The 23,087-nt window shown below is 71.4% G+C and carries 21 protein-coding genes, 1 other RNA gene and 1 pseudogene; 17 read left to right on the forward strand and 6 right to left on the reverse strand.

The genetic code is table 11. The annotated features are described in order from the left end of the window. Positions 1-146: 146 nt before the first annotated feature. The gene (locus ACIRQ7_RS27375; protein ID WP_401469419.1) at positions 147-341 is read right to left on the reverse strand and encodes a hypothetical protein; all 195 of its coding nucleotides are present in this window, start codon (positions 339-341) and stop codon (positions 147-149) included. A 250-nt stretch (positions 342-591) separates the two neighbouring features. Here ACIRQ7_RS27375 and ftsE point away from each other — a divergent pair, with 250 nt between their 5' ends. The 6 genes from ftsE (at position 592) to ACIRQ7_RS27405 (ending at position 5,696) form a co-directional block, all read left to right on the forward strand. Continuing rightward, the gene (gene ftsE / locus ACIRQ7_RS27380; protein WP_030069385.1) at positions 592-1,281 is read left to right on the forward strand and encodes a cell division ATP-binding protein FtsE; all 690 of its coding nucleotides are present in this window, start codon (positions 592-594) and stop codon (positions 1,279-1,281) included. 9 nt (positions 1,282-1,290) lie between these two features. After that, positions 1,291-2,205, forward strand: coding sequence for a permease-like cell division protein FtsX (gene ftsX / locus ACIRQ7_RS27385; protein ID WP_401469423.1), 915 nt, complete (start codon positions 1,291-1,293; stop codon positions 2,203-2,205). 68 nt (positions 2,206-2,273) lie between these two features. After that, positions 2,274-3,503 carry a S41 family peptidase gene (locus ACIRQ7_RS27390; protein ID WP_404265339.1) on the forward strand — a complete coding sequence of 410 codons (1,230 nt, stop codon included), beginning with the start codon at positions 2,274-2,276 and terminating at the stop codon, positions 3,501-3,503. An 18-nt stretch (positions 3,504-3,521) separates the two neighbouring features. Continuing rightward, on the forward strand, positions 3,522-4,007 hold the full coding sequence (gene smpB, locus ACIRQ7_RS27395; protein WP_404265340.1) for an SsrA-binding protein SmpB: 486 nt from the start codon (positions 3,522-3,524) through the stop codon (positions 4,005-4,007). 128 nt (positions 4,008-4,135) lie between these two features. Continuing rightward, positions 4,136-4,505: a transfer-messenger RNA gene (gene ssrA / locus ACIRQ7_RS27400) on the forward strand. Positions 4,506-4,706: 201 nt separating this feature from the next. Continuing rightward, complete coding sequence (locus tag ACIRQ7_RS27405) at positions 4,707-5,696, forward strand: alpha/beta hydrolase family esterase (protein ID WP_404265341.1); 990 nt, start codon at positions 4,707-4,709, stop codon at positions 5,694-5,696. A gap of 10 nt (positions 5,697-5,706) precedes the next feature. On the opposite strand, the gene ACIRQ7_RS27410 is transcribed toward ACIRQ7_RS27405, so the two are convergent. Continuing rightward, entirely contained in the window at positions 5,707-6,984 is a 1,278-nt protein-coding gene (locus ACIRQ7_RS27410) for an MFS transporter (RefSeq protein ID WP_404265342.1), read from the reverse strand. A gap of 104 nt (positions 6,985-7,088) precedes the next feature. Here ACIRQ7_RS27410 and ACIRQ7_RS27415 point away from each other — a divergent pair, with 104 nt between their 5' ends. Next, entirely contained in the window at positions 7,089-8,063 is a 975-nt protein-coding gene (locus ACIRQ7_RS27415; protein WP_404265343.1) for a LysR family transcriptional regulator, read from the forward strand. Between the two features lie 73 nt (positions 8,064-8,136). On the opposite strand, the pseudogene ACIRQ7_RS27420 reads toward ACIRQ7_RS27415, so the two are convergent. Next, a pseudogene (locus ACIRQ7_RS27420) lies at positions 8,137-8,211 on the reverse strand (DUF397 domain-containing protein); the annotation flags it as partial. Here ACIRQ7_RS27420 and ACIRQ7_RS27425 point away from each other — a divergent pair. From ACIRQ7_RS27425 to ACIRQ7_RS27435, 3 genes are all read left to right on the forward strand, one after another. Then, positions 8,183-8,524, forward strand: a complete 342-nt coding sequence (locus tag ACIRQ7_RS27425) for an ATP-binding protein (protein WP_404265621.1) — start codon at positions 8,183-8,185, stop codon at positions 8,522-8,524. The pseudogene ACIRQ7_RS27420 and the gene ACIRQ7_RS27425 sit on opposite strands and share 29 nt — an antisense overlap. A gap of 91 nt (positions 8,525-8,615) precedes the next feature. Next, positions 8,616-10,061 carry a nitrate/nitrite transporter gene (locus ACIRQ7_RS27430; RefSeq protein ID WP_404265344.1) on the forward strand — a complete coding sequence of 482 codons (1,446 nt, stop codon included), beginning with the start codon at positions 8,616-8,618 and terminating at the stop codon, positions 10,059-10,061. A 201-nt stretch (positions 10,062-10,262) separates the two neighbouring features. Then, positions 10,263-11,465: a uroporphyrinogen-III synthase gene (locus ACIRQ7_RS27435; RefSeq protein WP_404265345.1), complete on the forward strand. Its 1,203-nt coding sequence runs from the start codon at positions 10,263-10,265 to the stop codon at positions 11,463-11,465. A gap of 42 nt (positions 11,466-11,507) precedes the next feature. On the opposite strand, the gene ACIRQ7_RS27440 is transcribed toward ACIRQ7_RS27435, so the two are convergent. Further along, positions 11,508-12,287 (reverse strand): class I SAM-dependent methyltransferase, encoded by a 780-nt coding sequence (locus ACIRQ7_RS27440; RefSeq protein WP_404265346.1) that lies wholly within the window; start codon positions 12,285-12,287, stop codon positions 11,508-11,510. Positions 12,288-12,534: 247 nt separating this feature from the next. Here ACIRQ7_RS27440 and ACIRQ7_RS27445 point away from each other — a divergent pair, with 247 nt between their 5' ends. The 6 genes from ACIRQ7_RS27445 (at position 12,535) to ACIRQ7_RS27470 (ending at position 19,973) form a co-directional block, all read left to right on the forward strand. Then, positions 12,535-13,110 carry a CGNR zinc finger domain-containing protein gene (locus tag ACIRQ7_RS27445; protein ID WP_404265347.1) on the forward strand — a complete coding sequence of 192 codons (576 nt, stop codon included), beginning with the start codon at positions 12,535-12,537 and terminating at the stop codon, positions 13,108-13,110. A 191-nt stretch (positions 13,111-13,301) separates the two neighbouring features. Beyond that, entirely contained in the window at positions 13,302-13,841 is a 540-nt protein-coding gene (locus tag ACIRQ7_RS27450) for a sigma-70 family RNA polymerase sigma factor (RefSeq protein ID WP_401469460.1), read from the forward strand. Further along, positions 13,838-14,581: an anti-sigma factor family protein gene (locus ACIRQ7_RS27455; RefSeq protein ID WP_404265348.1), complete on the forward strand. Its 744-nt coding sequence runs from the start codon at positions 13,838-13,840 to the stop codon at positions 14,579-14,581. The genes ACIRQ7_RS27450 and ACIRQ7_RS27455 overlap by 4 nt, the downstream gene beginning before the upstream one ends. 175 nt (positions 14,582-14,756) lie before the next feature. After that, on the forward strand, positions 14,757-17,396 hold the full coding sequence (locus ACIRQ7_RS27460; RefSeq protein WP_404265349.1) for a HelD family protein: 2,640 nt from the start codon (positions 14,757-14,759) through the stop codon (positions 17,394-17,396). Positions 17,397-17,927: 531 nt separating this feature from the next. Further along, positions 17,928-19,361: an NAD-dependent malic enzyme gene (locus tag ACIRQ7_RS27465; RefSeq protein ID WP_401469469.1), complete on the forward strand. Its 1,434-nt coding sequence runs from the start codon at positions 17,928-17,930 to the stop codon at positions 19,359-19,361. 330 nt (positions 19,362-19,691) lie between these two features. Further along, positions 19,692-19,973, forward strand: a complete 282-nt coding sequence (locus ACIRQ7_RS27470; protein ID WP_401469472.1) for an HU family DNA-binding protein — start codon at positions 19,692-19,694, stop codon at positions 19,971-19,973. A 174-nt stretch (positions 19,974-20,147) separates the two neighbouring features. Here ACIRQ7_RS27470 and ACIRQ7_RS27475 read toward each other — a convergent pair whose 3' ends face one another. Together ACIRQ7_RS27475 and ACIRQ7_RS27480 are read right to left on the reverse strand one after the other, a co-directional pair. Continuing rightward, positions 20,148-20,819 carry an HAD family hydrolase gene (locus ACIRQ7_RS27475; RefSeq protein ID WP_404265350.1) on the reverse strand — a complete coding sequence of 224 codons (672 nt, stop codon included), beginning with the start codon at positions 20,817-20,819 and terminating at the stop codon, positions 20,148-20,150. Positions 20,820-20,874: 55 nt separating this feature from the next. Beyond that, complete coding sequence (locus tag ACIRQ7_RS27480) at positions 20,875-21,624, reverse strand: GntR family transcriptional regulator (RefSeq protein ID WP_404265351.1); 750 nt, start codon at positions 21,622-21,624, stop codon at positions 20,875-20,877. Positions 21,625-21,906: 282 nt separating this feature from the next. Here ACIRQ7_RS27480 and ACIRQ7_RS27485 point away from each other — a divergent pair, with 282 nt between their 5' ends. Then, positions 21,907-23,064 (forward strand): extracellular solute-binding protein, encoded by a 1,158-nt coding sequence (locus ACIRQ7_RS27485; RefSeq protein ID WP_404265352.1) that lies wholly within the window; start codon positions 21,907-21,909, stop codon positions 23,062-23,064. Positions 23,065-23,087 lie beyond the last annotated feature (23 nt).

A 23,087-nucleotide genomic window follows, 5' to 3' on the forward strand; every position in this document is an offset into this window, starting at 1 on the left:
GGCCGCGATGCACACCTCGCGCGAGGCCGCGATACGGAAGATCAAGTGGCGGAACGCATACGGAGTGTGCGCGGAAAGTACGCGCAACGTCACACTGGGTGAGACGGCTAAATCCGGTCAATCTGCACGAGGGTGATTTCGCCGGCCTAGGCGACCTGGTGGAGCAGCAGCCCGACCGCGATCAGCACGATCAGCAGGGCCACCAGCATCACGGGGTTGAGCTGGGCGAAGATATTGCCTTCGTGCCGCTGGAGCCGTTCTCTGCTGGCCCGGCATACAGGGCAGCGGCCCTCGCTCACAGGGGCCGCGCAGTTGGCGCACACCAATCGGTCGTACGTCATGCGACCTCCTTCTCCACTGCGCCAACGCACCGGAAGGCGCATTGGTTCCCTCTACCACTGTGCCAGCTTCACGGCGGAACGGCGCGCCCCGCGGGATTGTGCTCCTTTTGTCCCGTAGGTGCCGTGAATAAACGCACCAACCGAGGTCGCCGACTGCGCCGCCGCGTGAGGTTCGCGTATGGTCACGCACACCGACGGGAGCCGCAACTCGGCAACCCGTGCCCCTACCCAGGTCGACCGTGGTGCATCAGTGATCCGATTCGACAACGTCTCCAAGACCTACCCGAAGCAGAACCGCCCTGCACTCAGGGACGTCTCGCTCGAAATCGAGCGCGGTGAGTTCGTCTTCCTGGTGGGCTCCTCGGGCTCCGGTAAGTCCACCTTCCTGCGCCTGCTCCTGCGCGAGGAGCGCGCCAGCCATGGCGCCGTGCACGTACTGGGGAAGGACCTCGCGAAGCTGTCCAACTGGAAGGTGCCGCAGATGCGGCGCCAGGTGGGCACGGTCTTCCAGGACTTCCGGCTGCTCCCCAACAAGACGGTGGGGCAGAACGTCGCCTTCGCGCTCGAAGTCATCGGCAAGCCGCGCGGCCAGATCCGCAAGACGGTTCCCGAGGTCCTCGAACTCGTCGGCCTCGGCGGCAAAGAGGACCGCATGCCGGGTGAGCTCTCCGGCGGAGAGCAGCAGCGCGTCGCGATCGCGCGGGCCTTCGTCAACCGCCCGATGCTGCTCATCGCGGACGAGCCCACCGGCAACCTCGACCCGCAGACCTCGGTCGGCATCATGAAACTGCTGGACCGGATCAACAGGACCGGTACGACAGTGGTCATGGCGACGCACGATCAGCAGATCGTCGACCAGATGCGCAAGCGGGTCATGGAACTAGAGAAGGGCCGGCTCGTACGCGACCAGTCGCGCGGCGTGTACGGCTACCAGCACTGAAAGGACGCCATGCGCGCCCAGTTCGTCTTGTCGGAGATCGGCGTCGGTCTCCGCCGTAACCTCACGATGACCTTCGCCGTCATCGTCTCCGTAGCCCTCTCGCTGGGCCTGTTCGGCGCGTCGCTGCTGATGCGTGACCAGGTCAGCACGATGAAGGGCTACTGGTACGACAAGGTCAACGTCTCCATCTTCTTCTGCAACAAGAACGACGCCGGATCCGGTACGAACTGCGCCAAGGGCGCGGCCACCGAGCAGCAGAAGAGCGAGATAAAGGCCGAGCTCAACCGGCTGCCGATCGTGCAGAAGCCGGTGACCTACGAGTCCAGTGACCAGGCGTACAAGCACTACAAGGAGCAGTTCGGTGACACTCCCGTCGCCGGGCTGGTCACGCCCGACCAGCTCCCGGAGTCGTTCCGGGTGAAGCTGAAGGACCCGACGAAGTTCCGGGTCATCAAGTCGGCGTTCTCCGAGCGGCCGGGCGTCCAGGAGGTGCAGGACCAACGGGACACCGTGGAACCCCTGTTCAATCTCCTCAACGGGATGAATATCGCCGCCCTGTGCGTGATGGGGCTGATGCTTGTCGTTGCGCTGATGCTGATCGTCAACACCGTGCGGGTGTCGGCGTTCAGCCGAAGGCGGGAGACCGGGATCATGCGCCTGGTGGGAGCGTCCAGCTTCTACATCCAGATGCCGTTCATCCTGGAGGCGGCCATCGCGGGACTGCTCGGCGCCGCCTTCGCGTGTGTGCTGATCGTCGGCGGCAAGTACATCCTGATCAACAACTGGCTGGCGGAGAAGATCCAGGTGATCAACTTCATCGGCTGGGACTCGGTGGCCGCGGTGCTTCCGCTGGTCCTGCTGATCGGGCTGCTGATGCCCGCGCTCGCCGCGTTCTTCGCGTTGCGCAAGTACCTCAAGGTGTGAGCTTTGCCAAGGGGCGTCGTACGGCCAACTCGCCGTACGGCGCCCTTTTGTCGCCTAGACTCACCGCCATGTCGGGCCCGTGTGCGTACGACCGGCCCCGCCGCATTCGCCGCGGGGCGGTCCTGACGTTGGTCTTCGCGAGTCTGCTCGGCACCGGTGCGGCCACCGGTGCCTGGAGCGACCGGGCCGAGGGCGCCGCCGCACACCACCACCCCGCACACCCCAATGACGGATTCGCCGCCGGATCCGCCGATTCCGGACGGACCGCGGACCGCGAGGCCGTCGAGCGGGCCGCGTCCCAGGCCATCGAGGACGGCAAATCCGGTTCGCAGGCGGCCGCCGAGGTCGTCAGCCGCAGCGGCGACCGCTGGTCGACGATCTACACCCCCGGCGAGTTCGACGATTTCCAGCAGCAGTTGGACGGCGGCTACGTCGGCGTCGGCCTGTGGGTACGCCAGGCGTCCGGCGGCCGCATCGAGGTCTCCCGCATCCAGCCGGGCAGCCCCGCCGCCCGCGCCGGTATCGCCATCGGCGACCGGCTGCACGCCGTCGACGGCCGGGCCGTCCGCGGCAGGCCGGTCACCGAGATCGTCTCCCGGCTGCGCGGCGCCTCCCGGGACCGTGCCCGCGGCCCGGCGGCGGGCGCCGGCACGCCCGTCGAGCTGGACCTCCAGCGCGGCACCCGCCACTGGGGCGTGACCTTGCACCGCACCCGACTCAGAACCCAGAACGTCACCACGGACCGGCCGGCCGGTGCCGACGGCGTCACCCGGATCAAGGTGTCGGCGTTCACGAAGGGCACCGGCGACGAGGTCCGCGAGGCGGTGCGCGAGGCGTCACCGCACGGCGGTCTGCTGCTCGATCTGCGGGGCAACACCGGCGGCCTGGTCACCGAGGCCGTCACCGGCGCCTCCGCCTTCCTGGACGGCGGCCTGGTCGCCACCTATGACGTACGCGGCAAGCAGCGGGCGCTGTACGCCGAGCGGGGCGGCAACACCCGCATCCCGCTGGTCGTCCTCGTGGACGGCGGCACGATGAGTGCGGGCGAGCTGCTGGCCGGCGCGCTCCAGGACCGGGGCCGGGCGGTCGTCGTCGGCTCGCCGACCTTCGGCAAGGGCTCGGTGCAGATGCCCAGCGAGCTGCCGGACGGCTCGGTCGCGGAGCTGACCGTCGGGCACTACCGCACCCCGTCCGGCCGGGCCGTCGACGGCCACGGCATCACGCCCGACCTGAGCGCCGAGCACGGCGCGGAGAAACGGGCCCGCACAGTATTGAGTGGCCTCGGGGGTGGGTCGTAGTGCGAAAATGGCCGCACTATGGCTAAAGAGACGGGGCGCAAGCTCATCGCGCAGAACAAAAAGGCGCGGCACGACTACCACATTCTGGACACGTACGAGTGCGGCCTGGTGCTCTGGGGCACCGAGGTGAAGTCGCTGCGGCAGGGCAAGGCGTCGCTGGCCGACGGCTTTGTGCAGATCGACGGGCACGAGGCCTGGCTGCACAACGTGCACGTACCCGAGTACACCCAGGGCACCTGGACGAACCACAGCGCGCGCCGTAAGCGGAAGCTGCTGATGCACCGCGTCGAGATCGACAAGCTGGAGTCCAAGAGCCAGGAGTCCGGGCACACCATCGTGCCGCTGGCGCTCTACTTCAAGGACGGCCGCGCCAAGGTCGAGATCGCGCTGGCCAAGGGCAAGAAGGAATACGACAAGCGGCAGACCCTCCGCGAGCAGCAGGACCGCCGCGAGACGGACCGTGCGATCTCGGCGGCCCGCAAGCGTCAGCGCGCCCAGGGCTGACCGGCGCGCGCCGCTGCCAGGGAATACGCTGGCCCCGTGGTCGGTTGTTCCCGTACGATGGCACTGCACCTCACGGGGTGCACGCCGCACCTCACGGGGTGCACAGCACCACATTGAAAAATCAACATGGGGATGATCGGTTTCGACAGCGGATGTTGAAGCAGGGGAAGCGAGTCGAGGAAGCGGCAATGATCTCGTTAACCATATGTCGCAAACAATAATCGCCAATACCAAGCGCGATTCCTTCGCCCTCGCTGCCTAAGTAGCGACTTGCGAAGTGTCAGCCCGGGGCTGTTCCCGACCCGGATCCTGGCATCAGCTAGGGAACTAAACTTCTAGACCCGGTCACGGGGCCTAGGAGGAAATCAAACAGTGGCTGAGCCCGTCGGAGACTTGTTCGCGTGATCTCCGGGGCCGAGAAAATCGCAGCGAACTGCACTCGGAGAAGCCCTGATTTTGCACCGTTGGACGCGGGTTCGATTCCCGCCATCTCCACAATTCCCATGTGAGGCCCAGGCCCCGTATGTCCGACAGGACGTACGGGGCCTGAGTCGTTCCCGAGTGCTTCGGGCACCCCTGACATCCCGGAGGCCTCCGTTGTGGGCACCCGCCACATGTCCGCGACCCCGCGGCTTCTCTAGCGTCCCTCGGCAGGCAAGTGCCTGATGGGCTTTGGAGAGAGCGGGAGTGGTGAGGCGGATGGCCGGATGGCGTGGGGGTCGGCGTGCGGGTGCGGTGCTGGCGGTGCTGGGCGGGTTGCTGGCGGGGGTGGTGGCGCCCGGGGGCACGGGCCGGGCGGCGGCCGCCGGGGTGGTGCAGGAGGTGACCGGGTTCGGGTCGAATCCGGGGGCGCTGCGGATGTACCGGTATGTGCCGGACGGATTGCCGCAGGGGCGGCCCGTGGTGGTGGCGATGCACGGGTGTACGCAGAATGCGGCGGATTACGGGCGGGACAGCGGGTGGATCGAGCTGGCCGACCGCTGGGGGTTCTCGGTGGTGCTGCCGGGGCAGACCGCGGCGAACAATGCGAATTCCTGCTTCAACTGGTTCGAGCCGGGCGATATCCGCAGGGGATCGGGGGAGGCGGCGTCCATCGCGCAGATGGTGGAGCGGCAGCGGACGGACAGCGGGGCGTCGAAGGTCTATGTCACCGGGCTGTCGGCCGGCGGCGGAATGACGACGGTGATGATGGCCGCCTATCCGGAGAGTTTCGCCGGCGGCGGGGTGGTGGCCGGATTGCCGTACGGGTGCGCACAGGCTGCCGGGTCGCCGTATGTGTGCATGTACGTCGGGGCGTCTCAGTCGCCGGCGCAGTGGGGGGACCGGGTCCGGGCGGCGGATCCGGGATACGGCGGCCCCTGGCCGACGTTGACGGTGGTGCAGGGGACGGCGGACACGACCGTGAAGCCGGTCAACGCGGCGGATCTCGTGGAGCAGTGGACGCATGTTCACGGGGCGGACGGCACGGCGGACGTGAACGACACGGTGGGGGGATATCCGCATGCCGTGTACCGGGACGCGGGCGGGGCGCCGGTCGTCGAGACGTATGCGATCACGGGGATGGGGCACGGGCAGCCGGTGGATCCCGGGACGGGCGCCGCGCAGTGCGGCCGGGCCGGCGCGTATGTGCTCGACGTGAATCTGTGTGCCGCGTATGAGGTCGGGCGGGGGTGGGGGCTGGGCGGCTGAAGGGGAGCCCTCAGCCAACGGGGGTGAGGCGGCGGGGTGTTGAGGTGCTCCAGGTGACGGCGCAGGCGAGCGTGGCGGCGGCCGCGGGGATGACGTAGCCGGTCCCGGGACCGGTCAGGTGCTCCGCCGCCCAGCCGCCCGCCGCCGATCCCGCCGCGATACCGGCCAGCAGGGCGGTCACCGCGAGCGTCATCCCCTCGTTCAGTTGACGGGGCGGGGTCCGGGCCTGGATGAGGCCCATGCCGGTGACCATGGTCGGTGCCGTCGCCATACCGGCCAGGAGGAGGGCGGCGGCCAGGACCGCCGGGCTCCCCGTGGCGGCGGCGAGCAGCGGCAGCAGCATCAGAGCGGCCATCGCGGCGACGCAGGCCGGGAAGCGGGCGCCGACGCGGCGGGCGGGCGGCAGCAGGCCGTAGAGCAGGCCCGCCGCGCAGGAGCCCGCCGCCTGGAGGGCGAGCATCCCGCCGGCCGCGGCCCGTACGCCGTGCCCGTCCGCGAAGGCGATCGTGACCACTTCCAGCGACCCGAAGACCGCGCCGGTGCACAGGAAGGTGGCCAGGAGGGGCGGGACGCGGGGGATGCGGAGGGGGGAGCGGTTCCGGCTGCCGGGGGTGCGGGGTGCCACCGGGGGTTCGGTGCGGCGTTGTGCCGCGAAGAGCAGGACGCCGCTCAGCAGCAGGGCCGCGGCCACGGCCGTGCCGGCCTCCGGGAAGAGCGTGGTGCACAGCAGGGTCGCGAGCACCGGGCCGAGCAGGAAGCAGAGTTCGTCCACCGCCTGCTCGAAGGAGTTGGCGGTGTGCAGCGCGGCCGGGTCGGCGCGCAAGAGGTGCGCCCAGCGGGCGCGGGACATGCCGCCGGTGTTGGGGGTGGTGGCGGTCGCGGCGTATGCGGCGAAGAGGGTCCAGTCGGGCGCGTCGTAGTGGATGCAGAAGAGCAGGGCGAGCGAGCCGAGGGCGGCGAGCACGGTGGCAGGGACGGCGATCCGGGCCTGGCCGTGGCGGTCGATGAGCCGGGCGGTCCACGGCCCGGCCAGCGCCGTGGCGGCGAGGCCGGTCGCGGTGACCGCTCCGGCCAGCGCGTACGAGCCGCGCGACCCGGCGATCATCAGCACCGCGCTGATGCTGAGCATGCCCATGGGCAGCCGGGCCAACAGGTTGGCGGCGGTGAACGCGCGGGTCCCCGGGACGGCGAAGAGGCGGCCGTAGCGGGTGATTGCGGGACGGGCGGGGGCGCGGCGGGGGAAGCGGGGACGGGCGGTCACGGGCCGGGCGGCGAGGAAGAGGATCACGCCTTCACGGTCGCGTGCGGCCCGGCGGGCCGTCCAACACCTGCTCGGCGACGATTCACGCACCGTGGTTGTCAATGCCGGGAGCGGCTCGGCAGGATGGGCCGGTGCCGTACGACATCGAGCCCCGCCTGCTGCGCGCGTTCACCGCCGTCGCGGACGAACTCCACTTCACCCGCGCCGCTGCCCGGCTGTACGTCGCCCAGCAGGCGCTGAGCCGCGATATCCGCCGTCTGGAGCGGGAGTTGGGCACCGACCTGTTCGTACGCACCACCCGCCAGGTCACGCTGACCCCCGACGGCGCCCGGCTGCTGCCGTACGCGCGGCGGGTGCTGGACGCCCAGGACGAGCTGACCGCCGCCTTCCGGGCCGCCCCCGAGCGGCCGCTGCTGGTCGATGTCGGCGTGCCGATCGGCACCGCGCACCGGGTGCTGGAGGAGGCCCGCGAACGGGTGCCGGAGAGCTGTGAGCTGGTGGCCCGCTTCCACAGCGGACTGACCGGCGCGGCAGGGGAGTTGGCGGCCGGGCGGCTCGATGTGTCGTTCGGCCGGATCGCCGGGCTGCCGGCCGCCGCACGGGCCGGGCTGGACCATCAGCCGGTACGCCTGGAGCCGATGGCCGTGCTGCTGCCCGAGGACCATCCGCTGGCCGCCGGGCCCAGCGTCCAGCTCGCTGACCTGGCCGGCGAGACGCTTTACGCGGGTGCCGGAAACCCGCAGACCGCCGAATGGACGGACCTGGCGGAACGCCTCTTCGCCGGGCGCGGTATCGCGGTCGCCGAACCGTTCCCGGAGATCGAGGGCTCGCGGGAATTCGTCCGCGTGGTGCGCAAGCGGGGGTGGTCGGTGCTGGCGAGCGTGGAGTTCATCGACGTGCCGGGCATGGTGCTGCGGCCCCTGGTGGATCCCGTACCGCTGTCGCCGGTGGCGATGGTGTGGCGGCGGGGCCTGCGCCATCCGGGCCTGGACGCGTTGCGGGCGCTCGCCCGGGAACTCGCCGACGAGGACGGCTGGTTGGCGGCTCCGGCGGGATCGTGGCTGCCGCCGGAGGATGCCCGTGCGATGGGGGTGGCCAGGCCGTAGCCGGCGCCTGCTCGGCGGCGTACGCGGTGAAGGCGGCCCACGCGGCGGGGCACAGGCCGAGGTGCGGGCCCTCGGGGTCCTTGGAGTCGCGGGCGTGGACGGTGGTATCGCCGCTGTAGCTGGACTTGAACCACGTGAAGTCGGTCATTCGGCGGGCCGACGAGGTGTTGCTGTGTGTGAGCGAGCTGGCGACGAACGCCGTGCGGCACGGGGTTCCGCCGGGGCGCGGGTTCCGGTTGTCCGTGTGGCCGCTCGCGGGCGGGGCGTTACGGGTGGAGGTGCACGACAGCGGTGACGAGTGGCCCGGCGTACGGATGCCGGCCGACAGTGACGAGGGCGGGCGCGGGTTGCTGCTGGTGGAGGCGCTGCCGGACAAGTGGGGGGTGGCGGAGCGGTCGTCGGGAAAGGTGGTGTGGTGCGAGTTCGCGGAGGTGCTCACCACCGCCCACCGCCCCCCGTGAGAGCAAGGTTTCGTCGGCGTCACCGGGCGGCACCGGGTGGAAACCCGCCGTCCCTAGCTTCGGGTGGGAGGACCGACGGCTGGGAGGCGCGATGACGGACGAGAGCGGCAGCACGAAAGCAGCAGCAGAGACAGAGGCAGAGGCGGGGGCGGGGGCGCGGAGGCGGGCCGGGGGGCGGTGGATCGAGCGGTGGGATCCGGAGGACGCGGAGTTCTGGGCGGCGTCGGGGGAGCGGATCGCGCGGCGGAATCTGGCGTTCTCGGTGCTGTCCGAACACATCGGGTTCTCCATCTGGAGCCTGTGGTCGGTGATGGTGCTGTTCATGGGGCCCGAGTACGGGGTCGATCCGGCCGGGAAGTTCTTCCTGGTGGCGATGCCGACGCTGGTGGGGGCCGTGCTCCGGGTGCCGTACACCTTCGCGGTGGCGCGGTTCGGGGGGCGTAACTGGACGGTGTTCAGCGCGCTGCTGCTGCTGGTGCCGACGGTGGCCGCTGCGGTGGTGATGACGCCGGGGACGTCGTACACGACGTTCCTGGTGGCGGCGGCGCTGACCGGGGTCGGGGGCGGCAACTTCGCCTCGTCGATGACCAACATCAACTCCTTCTATCCGCTGCGGAAGAAGGGCTGGGCGCTGGGGCTGAACGCAGGCGGCGGGAACATCGGGGTGCCGGTGATCCAGCTGCTCGGGCTGCTGGTGATCGGGACGGCGGGGGCCGCGCAGCCGCGGATCGTGCTCGCCGTCTATGTGCCGCTGATCGTGATCGCGGCCCTCTGTGCGGCGCTGTTCATGGACAACCTGCGGCCGGTGACGAACGACACCGGCGCGGCCAAGGACGCGGCGCGGGAGCGGCACACCTGGGTGATGTCGCTGCTGTACGTCGGCACGTTCGGGTCGTTCATCGGCTACAGCTTCGCCTTCGGCCTGGTGCTGCAGAACCAGTTCGCGCGCACACCGCTGCAGGCGGCCTCGCTGACCTTCATCGGGCCGCTGCTGGGGTCGCTGGTACGGCCCGTCGGCGGGCGGCTGGCGGACCGGTACGGCGGGGCGCGGATCACGCTGGGGAACTTCGTGGCGATGGGGGCGGCGACCGGTGTGGTGATCTACGCGTCGGCGCAGCGGTCGCTGCCCGTCTTCCTCGTCGGGTTCATCGCGCTGTTCGTGCTGACGGGGCTCGGCAACGGCTCCACCTACAAGATGATCCCCGGGATCTTCCAGGCACAGGCTGTACGCCGAGGGCTGGCGGGCGAGGCGGCCGCGGCCTACGGGCGACGGCTGTCGGGGGCCGCGATGGGGCTGATCGGGGCGGTGGGCGCGCTCGGCGGGCTCGCCATCAACCTCGCCTTCCGGCAGGCGTTCGAGACGGCGGGGTCGGGCACTCCGGCGTTCGTGTCGTTCCTGGCCTTCTACGCGGTGTGCGGCGTCGTGACCTGGTTCGTATACCTGCGGGGTGCCGGGCGCGGGCCGGCCGCCGCGGCCTTGGCGAGCGGCGCGGACGCGGGGGAGGAGGACCGGAGGCCGGTGTACGCGCAGGTGTGAGGCGCGCGGGCGGGGCGGCCGGCCCACGGACGGGGGGCGAAGGGCCGGGTCGGTGCGGGGGTTCCGTAACCATGGGGAAATATGGGGTGACCGTGCCTGTCACGTGCTGTTGACAGGCTCGGTACCTCGGACCGCCGGAGCCGCGGCGGCCCGAGCCGGCAGCACCATGCACCACACCACTCTGGGCGGAGCGGGACGACCATGCACGATCAGCAGCAGTCACAGCAGCAGTCGCAGTCGGAGCAGGGCGCGCCGCAGGAGCCGGAGGCCCCTGACGTGCGGCCGCTCGACGGGTTCACCGTCGGAGTGACCGCGGCGCGTCGCGCGCAGGAGCTGGGCACGCTGCTGGAGCGGCGCGGTGCGCAGGTCCAGCACGCGCCCGCGCTGCGCATCGTCCCGCTGCCCGACGACACCGAGCTGCTGGCGGTGACCCAGGACCTGGTCGACAGTGCGCCGGACGTCGTTGTCGCGACCACCGCCATCGGGTTCCGCGGCTGGATCGAGGCCGCCGAGGGGTGGGGGCTGGGTGAGGCGCTGCTCGGGCGGCTGGCCGGGGTGGAGCTGCTGGCGCGCGGGCCGAAGGTGCGCGGGGCGATCCGGGCAGCGGGGCTGACCGAGAAGTGGTCACCGGCGTCCGAGTCGATGGCCGAGGTGCTGGACCGGCTGCTGGAAGAGGGCGTCTCCGGGCGCCGGATCGCGCTGCAACTGCACGGGGAGCCGCTGCCGGGCTTCGTCGAGGCGCTGCGGGCCGGTGGCGCGGAGGTCGTCGGGGTGCCCGTCTACCGCTGGATGCCGCCGGAGGACATCGGGCCCGTCGACCGGCTGCTGGACGCGCTGACCGGCGGCGGCCTGGACGCGGTGACCTTCACCAGCGCCCCTGCCGCCGCGTCGCTGCTGCGCCGGGCCGAGGAGCGGGGCATCCGCGAGGAGGTGCTGGCGGCGCTGCGGCACGAGGTGCTGACGGTGTGCGTGGGGCCGGTCACCGCGCTGCCGCTGCAGGCCCTGGACATTCCGACGCTGCAGCCCGAGCGGTTCCGGCTGGGGCCGCTGGTGCAGGTGCTGTGCCGCGAACTCCCGGGCCGGGTCGAGTCGTTGCCGGTCGCCGGGCACCGGGTGGAGATCCGCGGGCACGCCGTCGTGGTGAACGGTGCCCTGCGGCCGGTGCCGCCGGCCGGGATGGCGCTGCTGCGGGCGCTGGCCCGCCGCCCCGGCTGGGTGGTCTCCCGGGCGGACCTGCTGCGGGCGCTGCCGGGCGCGGGGCGGGACGAGCACGCGGTGGAGACGGCGATGGCCCGGCTGCGGGTGGCGCTGGGCGCCCCCAAGCTGATCCAGACGGTCGTCAAGCGCGGCTACCGGCTGTCGCTCGACCCGCATGCGGACACGGACAAGTACGGCGGGGAGTGAACCGGCGGCGGGGCGGCGCGGTGCCCCGCGCGCGCACTTCCCTTATGCGCCCGGATTGTTGACCCGGATCTTCGACTGGCCGTGTTTGCGGGTCTCCCAGTCGTCCATGAAGCGCGCCTCCAGGCCGTGTTTGCGGGCCAGCTTCAGCAGCGTCTCGGTGCGGTAGTAGAAGTCCTCGCGCAGCACCTGGTGTTCGGCGCCCTCGGTGCGGTCGAAGGTGAAGTCGAAGAAGCCGCCGGGCGCCAGGATCCGGCCGACGTGTGCGAGGCATTCGTCGATGACGCCGATCGGTGAGTGCGAGAAGACGCTGTGCGCGTGCACCACGTCGAAGTGGGCGTCCGGGAGGAAGTCCAGCGTGAGGTCGTGGGTGATCGTCAAGTGCGGCAGTTTTTCCTGGAGTTCGTAGGTCGCCAGGGTCTGCTTGGCGGATATCAGGATGTCCGGTGAGATGTCGATGCCGTAGTAATTGCCGCTGTCCAGGTAGGCGATGAAGCGCCAGCCGGCGCGGAGGTTGCCGCAGCCGATGTCGAGCATCCGGTGGCCCGGCTTGAGGCCGTGCTCGGACAGGTAGTCGAACTGCATCTCGCCCAGCGCCAGCCAGCGTTCATGGCTTTGGCTGCCGACCGCGGCCTCCGGGTTGCGGCCGGCGTCGGACGCCATCACCGCGCGGTAGTAGTCGACGTGGTTCGGATGCTTGAGGCGCAGCCAGGCGTCCCGTGCGGTGCGCTTGACGTACGGGGGGATGCGGGCGGGGTTCCGGACCGCGTAACCGATCTTGTGGGTCAGGCTGGCGCGGTTCCTGAGCAGCGATTTTGCGGGCATGGTGACCTTCGTCCTGGAGTGGCCGGCGGAGGGGCAGAGGCGCGGCGGGCCGAGCCGGAGCCGCCCCGCGTGGACTGTTCGCGGACTATACATCAGAGGTATACGCGGCGTGTCTACTGCGAGTGTTGACTGGCGAGGGCGGCGGGCGGGCGGGTGCTGCCCCGGGGCCTGCCCGAGGGTTCCGGCGGGCCCCCGTGCCGGGCACCCTGGGAGCACACGCGTCGGTTCCCTAAGGAGTGACAGGCACATGGCGTCGCCTCACGACCTGCGATTCGACTGCGGGCGGATCTGCCTGGACCTCGTGGCCACGACCGGCGACCCCCCTGCCGAACGCCTCGCCGGACCGGAGCACTTGACGACCTGGCTGGTCGGCGCGGGGGTCGTGCCGCACAGCGGCCCGCTGGAGGGCGTCGACAGCCGCTGGGTCGCCCGCTTCCGCGCGCTGCGGGAGCTGCTGCGCCGTGTGCTGCACGACGAACTCCGGGGCCGGGCGGGCGATGCCGACCTGGCGCTGCTCAACGGTATCGCCGAGGCCGCCGCCCCGCCCGCGGTCAGGGCCGTACGGGCGACGGACGGCACCCTCGCCCGTGCCCTCCCCGCCCCGCCGGACTGCGCCGGGCTGCTGGCCGTGGTGGCCCGGGACGCCGTCGGGCTGCTGACCGACGCCGTGGCGCGCGGCCGGCTGCGCCAGTGCGAGGGCGAGAGCTGCTCGCTGCTCTACCTGGACACCTCGCGCGGCCGGCGCCGCCGTTGGTGCTCCAGCGAGGTCTGCGGCAACCGGGAGCGGGTGGCCCGCCACCGGCGCCGGACCGCCGGCCGCTGACCTGGCCGAAGGCGCCGCACAACGTGCCCGGAATCACCGGGAATTGCCGAGGTCCCCGGTCCGGCGCGAAAGTTTTTCGTCCGGCGCTGAGTCGCTTCGCCCGTACCGTCCGTACACCACACCGCAAGTCCGATCCATGGCATGGTCCGCGGCGCGCGCCGCGGATCCGCGCTATCGACCCGGGAGTTGGAGTGCGCAAGGATGCCGTCGTGGCAGACAGGACGACACCCGACGAGGAGCTCATGCGAGCCCTCTACGACGACCATGCGGGGCCGCTTCTCGCCTTCGTCCTGCGGCTGGTGGCGGGCGACCGGCACCGCGCGGAGGACGTGGTGCAGGAGACACTGGTACGCGCCTGGCGCAACGCCGACCAGCTCCAGCGCGCGACCGGCTCCATCCGCCCCTGGCTGGTGACCGTCGCCCGCCGGATCGTCATCGACGGACACCGCAGCCGCCAGGCACGACCCCAAGAGGTCGACCCCACCCCCCTGGAGACGATGCCCGCAGCCGATGTACTCGACCGCGCACTGCGCCTGATGACGATCTCCGAGGCGCTGAGCGACCTGAGCCAGGCACACCGAGAGGCCCTCGTTGAGACGTATTTCAAGGAACGTACGGTCAGTGAGGCAGCGGAGGTACTGCGTGTACCTGCCGGGACCGTACGGTCCCGCGTCTTCTACGCGCTGCGCTCCCTGAAGCTCTCCCTTGAGGAACGAGGAGTGACGGAGTGACCCCGCCCACGCAGCCGGACCGGCACAGCGACGTCGGCGCCTACGCGCTGGGCGTCCTGGACGGCGCCGACGCGGACCGGTTCGAGGCGCACCTTGTCGGCTGCGACCGGTGCGCGGCCGAACTGGAGCACCTGATGGGCCTGCCACCGCTGCTGGCCGAATTCAAGGAGTCCGCCCCGACCCCGCAGACCCTCACCGCCGTACCCGGCCCCGGCCTCCTGGACGGACTGCTGCGCGAGGTGTCGGCGGGCCGGCGCAGCCGTGGCAGGCGCCGGCTGTTCCTCGTCGCGGCGGCCGCCGTCCTGATCGTCGGCGGGCCGCTGGCCGCGCTCGCCCTCACCAAGGGCGGGTCCCAGGAGGCGCCGGCGCCGCCGCTCGCGAACGCCGTGCGGGCGCAGTTCGACGCGGGCGAGAAGGCGGCCTCCGTCGATCCGGAGACCAAGGTCTCCGCGGGTGTCTCGATGGCGGCCAAGCCGTGGGGCACCCAGGTCGTCCTCCAGCTCGCCAACGTCAAGGGCCCGCTGACCTGCGACCTGGTCGCCGTCGGCAAGGACGGCAAGCGGCAGACCGTCACCACATGGGCGGTCCCCGAGGGCGGCTACGGCATCAAGGGCAGCGCCGCGAAGTGGAACCGCGAGCCCCTGTACGCGGCGGGCGGCGCGGCCCTCAACCGCGGCGACATCGACCGCTTCGAGATCCGGACCCTGGCGGGCGAACGGCTGGCCACCGTGGACGTCTGAGACCCCGGTGCGACGACCGATTCCTTCCGCACCCTTGACCAGGTCAAGGGTGCGGAAGGGGGTCGAGTCAACATCCGACCGGAGTCGCCCGATTTTGTCCCTGTGGCCAGGTGCGCACGGTGCCCGGTTCGCGTACGGTTGACGGCTGCCCTACGCACAGCAGAAGGGGGCCTGGGTGGCCGCGCAGAACGCCACGCACGCACCGGATCACGCTCCGGATCCCGCTCCGGATTCCGTTCGCGACCGTGAGATCGAATCCGAACAGACGCATCTCGACCGCGTCTACCGGCGCCTTGAGGAGAAGATCCACGAGGCGGAATTCCTGATGGACGACGCCGCCAAGCGCGGCCAGGTCGGCACGCCCGGCGCCCTCGCCGAGCGCGACGCCCAGGTCTTCCAGGCCGGCGTCCATCTCCACCGCCTCAATTCCGAATACGAGGACTTCCTCTTCGGCCGTATCGACCTGCTCCTCGGCAAGGACGGCAAGAAGGGGCCCGACGGCGCCTACACCTCCGTCGAACCCGCCGACGGCGCGATCGAGGACGGCCGCGCCGCCATCGCCGAGACCCTGCACATCGGGCGCCTCGGAGTCCTCGACGCGGACTACTCCCCGCTGGTCATCGACTGGCGGGCGCCCGCGGCCGCACCCTTCTACCGCGCCACCCCCGTCGCCCCCGGCCGGGTCGTCCGCCGGCGCGTCATCCGCTCCAAGGGCCGCCAGGTCCTCGGGGTCGAGGACGACCTGATGCGCCCGGAGGTCCTGGCCACCCTCGACGGCCGGGAACTGCCCGCCATCGGCGACGGCGCACTGATGGCCGCGCTGGGCCGGGCCCGCAGCCACACCATGCGGGACATCGTCGCCTCCATCCAGGCCGAACAGGACCTGGTCATCCGGGCACCCGCCGCCTCCGTCACCGAGGTCGAGGGCGGCCCCGGCACCGGCAAGACCGCCGTGGCCCTGCACCGCGCCGCCTACCTCCTCTACCAGGACCGCCGCCGCTACTCCGGCGGCATCCTGGTCGTCTCCCCGACCCCGCTGCTGGTCGCCTACACCGAAGGCGTCCTGCCGTCCCTCGGCGAGGAGGGCCAGGTCGCCATCCGGGCGCTGGGCTCCCTCGTCGACGGCGCGGAGGCATCGAGCGGGGGCGGCCCGAAGGGCCTCGATGAGGGGCGGCGGTCGGGCGACGGGGGGGCGTACGACCCGCCCGCGGTGGCCCGCATCAAGGGCTCCAGCCGCATGCAGAAGCTGCTGCGCAAGGCGGCACGTGGCGCCCTGGAGATGGCCGCACCGGGCGCCGAGCCGCCGGAGCCCGAGGCCCCGCCGGAGCCGCCGGCACCGGCCGGAGCGGACGCCCAGCTGTCCCTGGAGGACCTCCTCGCGGGCCCCGCCGACGCCCCCACCCCGGCCGGGGCCACCGGCGGCACGGACCGCCGCCGGACCCGCTCGCGCACCCCGCGCCCCGAGAACACCGCACCCACCCGGCTGCGCGTCGTCGTCTTCGGCGGCCGCATCGAGCTGGAGGCCGACGAACTGCGCGGCATCCGGCAGGCCGCGCTCGGCGGCACCGCACCGGTCAACCTGCTGCGCCCGCGCGCCCGCCGGCTGATCCTCGACGCCCTGTGGGCCAAGTCCGGTGCTTCCCGGCGCTACACCGACCCCGAGCTGGCCGCCGAGGCCCGGCAGGGCTTCGACGAGGACATCACCACCGAGGCGTATTTCCAGGAATTCCTGGACGCCTGGTGGCCGGAGCTGACGCCGCGCGGGGTGCTCGCCGCGATGGCCGACGAACGCCGGCTGGGCCGCTGGGCCCGCCGGATCCTCAACCCCCGCGAGGTACGCCAACTCGCCCGCTCCCTGAGGCGGTTGGACGGTGCCGGCGCGTCCGGTGGCGCGCCCGGTGGCGCGGACACCCCGGCCGGCCAGGGTCCGCTGTCCGTGCACGACATCGCGCTGCTGGACGAGCTCCAGCTGATCCTCGGTGCCCCGATGCGGGCGGCCCGGCAGCGCGAGGCCGACCCGCTGGACCATCTGACCGGCCTGGAGGAGCTCTCGACGTTCGCGGACCGCAACAGCGGTGGCCGCAGCCGGCGCGAACGCCTGGAGGAGGAGCGCACCGACTACGCGCACGTCATCGTCGACGAGGCGCAGGACCTGACGCCGATGCAGTGGCGGATGGTGGGCCGGCGCGGCCGGCACGCCACCTGGACCGTGGTCGGCGACCCGGCGCAGTCCTCCTGGTCCGACCCGGACGAGGCGGCCCTCGCGCGCGATGAGGCGCTCGGCGCCCGCCCGCGCCGCCGCTTCACGCTCACCGTCAACTACCGCAACCCTGCGGAGATCGCGGAGCTGGCGGCCAGGGTGCTGGCGCTGGCGATGCCCGGCATGGAGTCGCCGCGGGCGGTCCGCTCGACGGGCCTGGAGCCGCGGTTCGCCGTGGTCCCCGGGAGCCCGGCGGACGGCTCCCGGGCCGCCGAGGAGGCGCTGGCACGGGCCACGTACGAGGAGGCCGAGCGGCTGCTGGGCGAGGTGGAGGGCACGGTCGGCGTCGTGGTGGCGATGAACCGCCGCGAGCAGGCCCGCGGCTGGCTCGCCGGGCTCGGCGACCGGGTCGTGGCGCTGGGCTCCCTGGAGGCCAAGGGGCTGGAGTACGACGCGACGCTGGTGGTCTCCCCGGCCGAGATCGCCGATGAGTCCCCGGCCGGGCTGCGGGTGCTCTACGTGGCGCTCACCCGCGCCACCCAGCAGCTGACGGTGCTGTCCGCCGGACGCGACGACCCGGACACGGAAGGGGTGCCCGACCTGCTGCGGGACTGACGGCCGGCAGGGGGCCGGGGCAGGACGGCGGGCGGTGGCGGGCGGCTGGCGCCCGCCGCGCGCCGCCGTACGAGGGGCGTGCGAGCCCGCCGTACGAGGGGTCTTGAAATCGGTCCCCCGGGACGGGATTCGCTTCCGGGGATGGTTTGTTAGCCTTGGTGACGGCACCGGCTCGATCCAAGCCCCCGGGCCCAACCATCGTCGCTACGAGCGACCACTTGCCGCGAGGCGAGCATGGCGGGTCGGTGCCGCTCAAGCATTCACCACGGGCGTCCCTCCTTCGGGAGGGGCGCCCGTAGTCGTTGGTGCGCTGCCGGGTTGGCCGGATCGCGCCCCGGGCGATCGCGTCCTCCGGAGGGGGTTCCGTTCGACCGGCCATCTCTCGTATGGTGGAAGTGTCTTTCCGAAATAGGTGGCTGGTTACCGTATACCAGCTGGTAGGTGGGACGATCGGACCACGCGCTCCGGACCCAGACGCTGGGTCACGGAGCGGCGCGCAGCGAAATCCAGGGAAAGCAGAGGAAGTCGGCCATGGCAACGGCGCCTAGCGTCTCGTATTCGATGACGGTGCGACTGGAAGTCCCCGCGAGCGGCACCGCCGTCAGCCAGCTCACCACGGCCGTGGAGTCCTCCGGCGGGTCGGTCAGCGGCCTCGACGTGACCGCTTCCGGCCACGAAAAACTCCGGATCGACGTCACCATCGCCGCGACGTCGACCGCGCACGCCGACGAGATCGTCGGCAAACTGCGCGAGATCGAGGGCGTCTCGCTCGGCAAGGTCTCCGACCGTACGTTCCTGATGCACCTCGGCGGCAAGATCGAAATGTCGTCGAAGCACCCCATCCGGAACCGCGACGACCTGTCGATGATCTACACCCCGGGTGTCGCACGGGTCTGCCAGGCCATCGCCGACAACCCCGAGGACGCCCGCCGCCTGACGATCAAGCGCAACAGCGTCGCGGTCGTCACGGACGGCTCCGCGGTCCTGGGCCTGGGCAACATCGGCCCGATGGCCGCACTGCCCGTCATGGAGGGCAAGGCGGCCCTCTTCAAGCGCTTCGCCGGCATCGACGCCTGGCCGATCTGCCTGGACACCCAGGACTCCGACGCGATCGTCGAGATCGTCAAGGCCATCGCGCCCGGCTTCGCCGGCATCAACCTGGAGGACATCTCCGCGCCCCGCTGCTTCGAGATCGAGGCGCGGCTGCGTGAGGCCCTGGACATCCCGGTCTTCCACGACGACCAGCACGGCACCGCCATCGTGGTGCTCGCCGCGCTCACCAACGCGCTGCGCGTCGTCGGCAAGAAGATCGAGGACATCCGGGTCGTGATGTCCGGCGCCGGCGCGGCCGGCACCGCCATCCTCAAGCTGCTGATCGCGGCCGGTGTCCGGCACGCCGTCGTCGCCGACATCCACGGCGTCGTGCACGCCGGCCGGCCCGACCTGGTCGACGCCGACCCGGACTCGCCGCTGCGCTGGATCGCCGACAACACCAACCCGGAGGGCGTCACCGGCACCCTCAAGGAGGCCGTCGTCGATTCCGACGTCTTCATCGGTGTCTCCGCGCCGAACGTCCTGGACGGCGACGACGTCGCGAGGATGGCCGAGGGCGCGATCGTCTTCGCGCTCGCCAACCCCGACCCGGAGGTCGACCCGGCCATCGCCCGGCAGACCGCCGCCGTCGTGGCCACCGGCCGCTCCGACTTCCCCAATCAGATCAACAACGTCCTGGTGTTCCCCGGCGTATTCCGCGGCCTCCTGGACGCTCATTCACGTACGGTGAACACCGAGATGATGCTGGCCGCGGCCGGCGCCCTGGCGGATGTCGTCCTGGACGACGAGGTCAACCCGAACTACATCATCCCCAGCGTCTTCAACGAAAAGGTTGCGGGCGCGGTGGCCGGTGCGGTAAGGGAGGCGGCAAAAGCCGCTGATCCCGCTGTGACGGCGGCCACGGCGGTCTGAAGACGGCGCGTCGCATGACACGCCGTCCGCAAGGCCCCCATAGGGTGGCGGGCAGCAAAGGGCCGCCACCGTGCGGGGCCGGAGCGGGACGGTACGGAAGTCATCACTACGAGGCAGTGGTGCTTTTCGTGTGACCCTCCAGGGTGCCGGATTGGCTTTACCGCCGCAGGTGGGGGCAGGATGCTCCCCCGAGGACTACGTCCAGGGGGGACCCCCACGGCGCGGAAAAGATCAATTGGTCAGACCCGGCTTCGGGGACTGTCCGAGGGCCCTGGCAGCATCGGCTTCGATCTCACGCCTCATTGGCAAGAAGAACACGGGAGTACAAACATGAACCGCAGTGAGCTGGTGGCCGCTCTGGCCGATCGCGCCGAGGTGACCCGCAAGGACGCCGACGCCGTTCTGGCCGCCCTCGCCGAGGTGACCGGCGAGATCGTCGCCAAGGGCGACGAGAAGGTCACCATCCCCGGCTTCCTGACCTTCGAGCGCACCCACCGTGCCGCTCGCACCGCTCGTAACCCGCAGACCGGCGAGCCGATCCAGATCGCTGCCGGCTACAGCGTGAAGGTCTCCGCGGGCTCCAAGCTCAAGGAAGCCGCCAAGGGTAAGTAACACCCTCCGGCACAGCGAAAGGACGGTCATCCCTCCCAGGGATGACCGTCCTTTTCGTCTGTCCGGGGCCGTCCCGTGCGTCTGCCGGGGCCGGGACCGGCGGGCGCGGCGGTGGGCGGCACGCGGATCCGGCCGCCCGTGGAGGGGTCTGTGGCCGGTTCTGCGGCCCTGGCGTCAGGCCACTCGGGTGAACGGGAAGTCCGCCAGGTCCACGTCCTCCAGAGAGGCCACCACGGCCGTACGGGGCCCCGGGGCGATGCCCGGCACCGTCGGCACCGCCAGCAGCCGGCAGCCCGCGGCCAGCGCCGCCGCGGCACCGGTGGGTGTGTCCTCGACCGCCAGGCAGTCCGCCGGATCCACCCCCAGCCCCTCGGCGGCCGCCAGATACGGGTCCGGGTGCGGCTTGCCGCGCGGCGCCTCGCCCGACGTCACCGACAGCGCGAAACGGTGCGCGCCGAGGGTGCGCAGCACCAGATCCGCCACATGGCGCTCGGACGCGGTGACCAGGGCGGCCGGGATGCCGAGCGCCCGCGCCCGGTCCAGCAGCCGCAGGGCACCCGGCTGAACGGTGACGCCGGCCGCGACCCTGGCGGTGAAGTCCCGGTCCAGTCGTGCCGCCGTACGGGTGACTCCGAGGCCGACGCCGTGGTCGCGCACCAGCCGCTTCGCCGCGTCGTCCACCGGGGACCCGGCGAAGGCCGCCAGCGTCTCCTCCCCGGCCTCGGCCCCCTGCTCCCGCAGGAAGTCGGCGACCGTGGCCAGCCACTGGTGCTCGGTGTCGACGAGGGTGCCGTCCATGTCGCACAGCAGGGCGGCGGGAAGCGCGGGGGCGGGCAGAGAGGGCATGCGGGCTCGCTGTTCGTGAGAGGCGGGAGTTAGGGGGGAGCGCAGGTGGTGCGGGTCAGTCGGCCGGGCCGGCCGTCGTGCGGGCCAGCGGGTTGGCCTGGGTGGAGTTCCGTACGGTGAAGACGACCGAGCCGGGGCGGTAGCGGTCGTCCGACGTCTCCACCGGGCGGCCCTCGGCGGTGGTCGTCGTACGGCGGACCCGCAGCAGCGGACTGCCCCGCCGCACCCGCAGTTCCCGGGTGTCCACGGTGCCGGCGGCGAGCGCGTCGATGTGATGCTCGCCATGGGCGAAGACCAGTCCGCGGGACTCCAGCAGCGCCTGGGTGACGGATTCGCAGTCGGCCGGCAGCGACTCGACCGCGTCGGCGACCCAGCCCGCGTAGACGGTGCGCTCCAGCAGCACCGGCTCACCGTCCAGCGTCCGCAGCCGCATCACCCGTAGCACCGCGTCGCCCGGCTGCAATTGGAGCAGGACCGCCTCCTCGCCATCGGCGACGCCGCGTGCGGACCGCAGGACCAGACCGCCGGGGGTGTGGCCGCCGGAGCGGGCCCACTGGGCGAAGCTGCGCAGTTCGGTGAAGCTCTGGCTGGGCGCGGTGCTCAGCACGATGTGCCGGGCGCCCTGGCGGGAACCGATCAGGCCCTCGGCGAGCAGCGCGGCGAGGGCCTGGCGGACGGTGCCGCGCGAGACGCCGTGCGCCGCGGCCAGTTCGCTCTCCGACGGCAGCGCGGCGCCCACCGGATGGCTCCCGTCGGTGATGGCGCGGCGCAGCGCCTCGGCGATCTGCTGGTGGCGTCGGGTCAACAGGACTCCTCGCGGCTGCTGCCTGGTCAAAGGTGCTCCCCGTGTACGTACCCGGGATGGGGTGATCATGTCACCTGTGCGCAGAAGTGCGCATCTCAGCAGGCGCGGGGTATGCGTCTTACCGCTTGGGGAAGCTCTAAACCCTTTCCTTCATAACGCTTATGACCTGCGGTTTTATTGCTGCCAGGGCTTTGTTTGGGGTCCGTCTTGCTGTTAGCTTGCCGGGGTTTACTGACGGCGGCTTGTCCATACAGGTGGACGGTCGAAGATCCAGGAGAACACATGGTGAAGGCACCCCGCCCGGCCCGGAAGCGCCAGGCGACCGCCTGCTGCGCAGCCGTTCTCGTGGCGGCCACGGCCACGGCCGCGGGCGGCTGCGGATACGCGCCGGCCGCCGTCACCAGCAAGGCGGCCACCGCCCGCTCCGCCGCCGACCTCGGCGGCATGGACGCCCTCGTCAAGGCCGCCAAGAAGGAAGGCCGGCTCAACGTCTACGCCCTCGCCCCCGATTGGGCGAACTACGGCGAGATGATCAAGACGTTCGAGCGGAAATACGGCATCGAGGTCAACAACGAGAACCCCGGCGGCACCAGCCAACTCGCCCTCGGCGCCGCCGACAAACGCCGCGGCCAGGACCGCGCCGTCGACGCCCTCGACCTGGGCACCGCCTTCATGCAGAACGCCCGCGGCAAACGGCTGCTCGCCCCCTACAAGGTCGCCGGCTGGAAAGACATCCCCGGCTCGCAGAAGCAGGCCGACGGCTCGTACATGAACAACTACGGCGGCTACGTCTCCATCGGCTGCGACGCCAAAGCCGTCAAGAAATGCCCCACGACCTTCGCCGAACTCAAGCAACCCCAATACCGCAACAAGGTCGCACTCAACGGCAACCCGTCAGAATCGTCGTCCGCCTTCTCCGCGATCTTCGCCGCGGCCCTCGCCAACGGCGGCTCCTACGACGACGTACAACCCGGCCTGGACTACTTCAAAGAGCTGAAGCAGCGCGGCACCTTCGTCCCCGTCGAATCCTCACCCGCCACCATCCGCAAGGGTGAAACCCCCATCTCCATCGACTGGGACTACCTCAACCTCGGCTACAGCAAAGAGCTCAAGGCCAAGGGCGTCGACTGGAAAGTCACCGTGCCCACCGACGGCCAGTACTCCCAGTACTACAACCAGGGCGTCAACGCCTACGCCCCACACCCCGCCGCCGCCCGCCTCTGGCTCGAATTCCTCTACAGCCCCACCGGCCAGAACATCTGGCTCAAGGGCTACTCCCGGCCCGCCCTCCTCGACGAGATGACGAAGGACGGCACCGCCGACAAACAGGCCGCCGCCCGGCTCCCCACCGTCCACGGCACCCCGAAGTTCCCCACACCGGAACAGGAAGACGCCGCCAAGGTGGCCATCAACGAGGGCTGGGGCAAAGCCGTCGGCTGAACCGCGCGACCGCCCCCACAGCC

Source organism: Streptomyces sp. NPDC101393 (genome assembly GCF_044767385.1).
Lineage (GTDB): Bacteria > Actinomycetota > Actinomycetes > Streptomycetales > Streptomycetaceae > Streptomyces.

Bases quoted from the DNA above. Each gene is read 5' to 3' on its own strand.
- ACIRQ7_RS27405 (WP_404265341.1), top strand. From the start codon at position 4,707: ATGGCCGGATGGCGTGGGGGTCGGCGTGCGGGTGCGGTGCTGGCGGTG.
- ACIRQ7_RS27485 (WP_404265352.1), top strand. From the start codon at position 21,907: ATGGTGAAGGCACCCCGCCCGGCCCGGAAGCGCCAGGCGACCGCCTGC.
- ACIRQ7_RS27465 (WP_401469469.1), top strand. From the start codon at position 17,928: ATGGCAACGGCGCCTAGCGTCTCGTATTCGATGACGGTGCGACTGGAA.
- ACIRQ7_RS27390 (WP_404265339.1), top strand. From the start codon at position 2,274: ATGTCGGGCCCGTGTGCGTACGACCGGCCCCGCCGCATTCGCCGCGGG.
- ACIRQ7_RS27375 (WP_401469419.1), bottom strand. From the start codon at position 341: ATGACGTACGACCGATTGGTGTGCGCCAACTGCGCGGCCCCTGTGAGC.
- ACIRQ7_RS27470 (WP_401469472.1), top strand. From the start codon at position 19,692: ATGAACCGCAGTGAGCTGGTGGCCGCTCTGGCCGATCGCGCCGAGGTG.
- ACIRQ7_RS27475 (WP_404265350.1), bottom strand. From the start codon at position 20,819: ATGCCCTCTCTGCCCGCCCCCGCGCTTCCCGCCGCCCTGCTGTGCGAC.
- ACIRQ7_RS27435 (WP_404265345.1), top strand. From the start codon at position 10,263: ATGCACGATCAGCAGCAGTCACAGCAGCAGTCGCAGTCGGAGCAGGGC.
- ACIRQ7_RS27440 (WP_404265346.1), bottom strand. From the start codon at position 12,287: ATGCCCGCAAAATCGCTGCTCAGGAACCGCGCCAGCCTGACCCACAAG.
- ftsX (WP_401469423.1), top strand. From the start codon at position 1,291: ATGCGCGCCCAGTTCGTCTTGTCGGAGATCGGCGTCGGTCTCCGCCGT.
- smpB (WP_404265340.1), top strand. From the start codon at position 3,522: ATGGCTAAAGAGACGGGGCGCAAGCTCATCGCGCAGAACAAAAAGGCG.
- ACIRQ7_RS27445 (WP_404265347.1), top strand. From the start codon at position 12,535: ATGGCGTCGCCTCACGACCTGCGATTCGACTGCGGGCGGATCTGCCTG.
- ACIRQ7_RS27430 (WP_404265344.1), top strand. From the start codon at position 8,616: ATGACGGACGAGAGCGGCAGCACGAAAGCAGCAGCAGAGACAGAGGCA.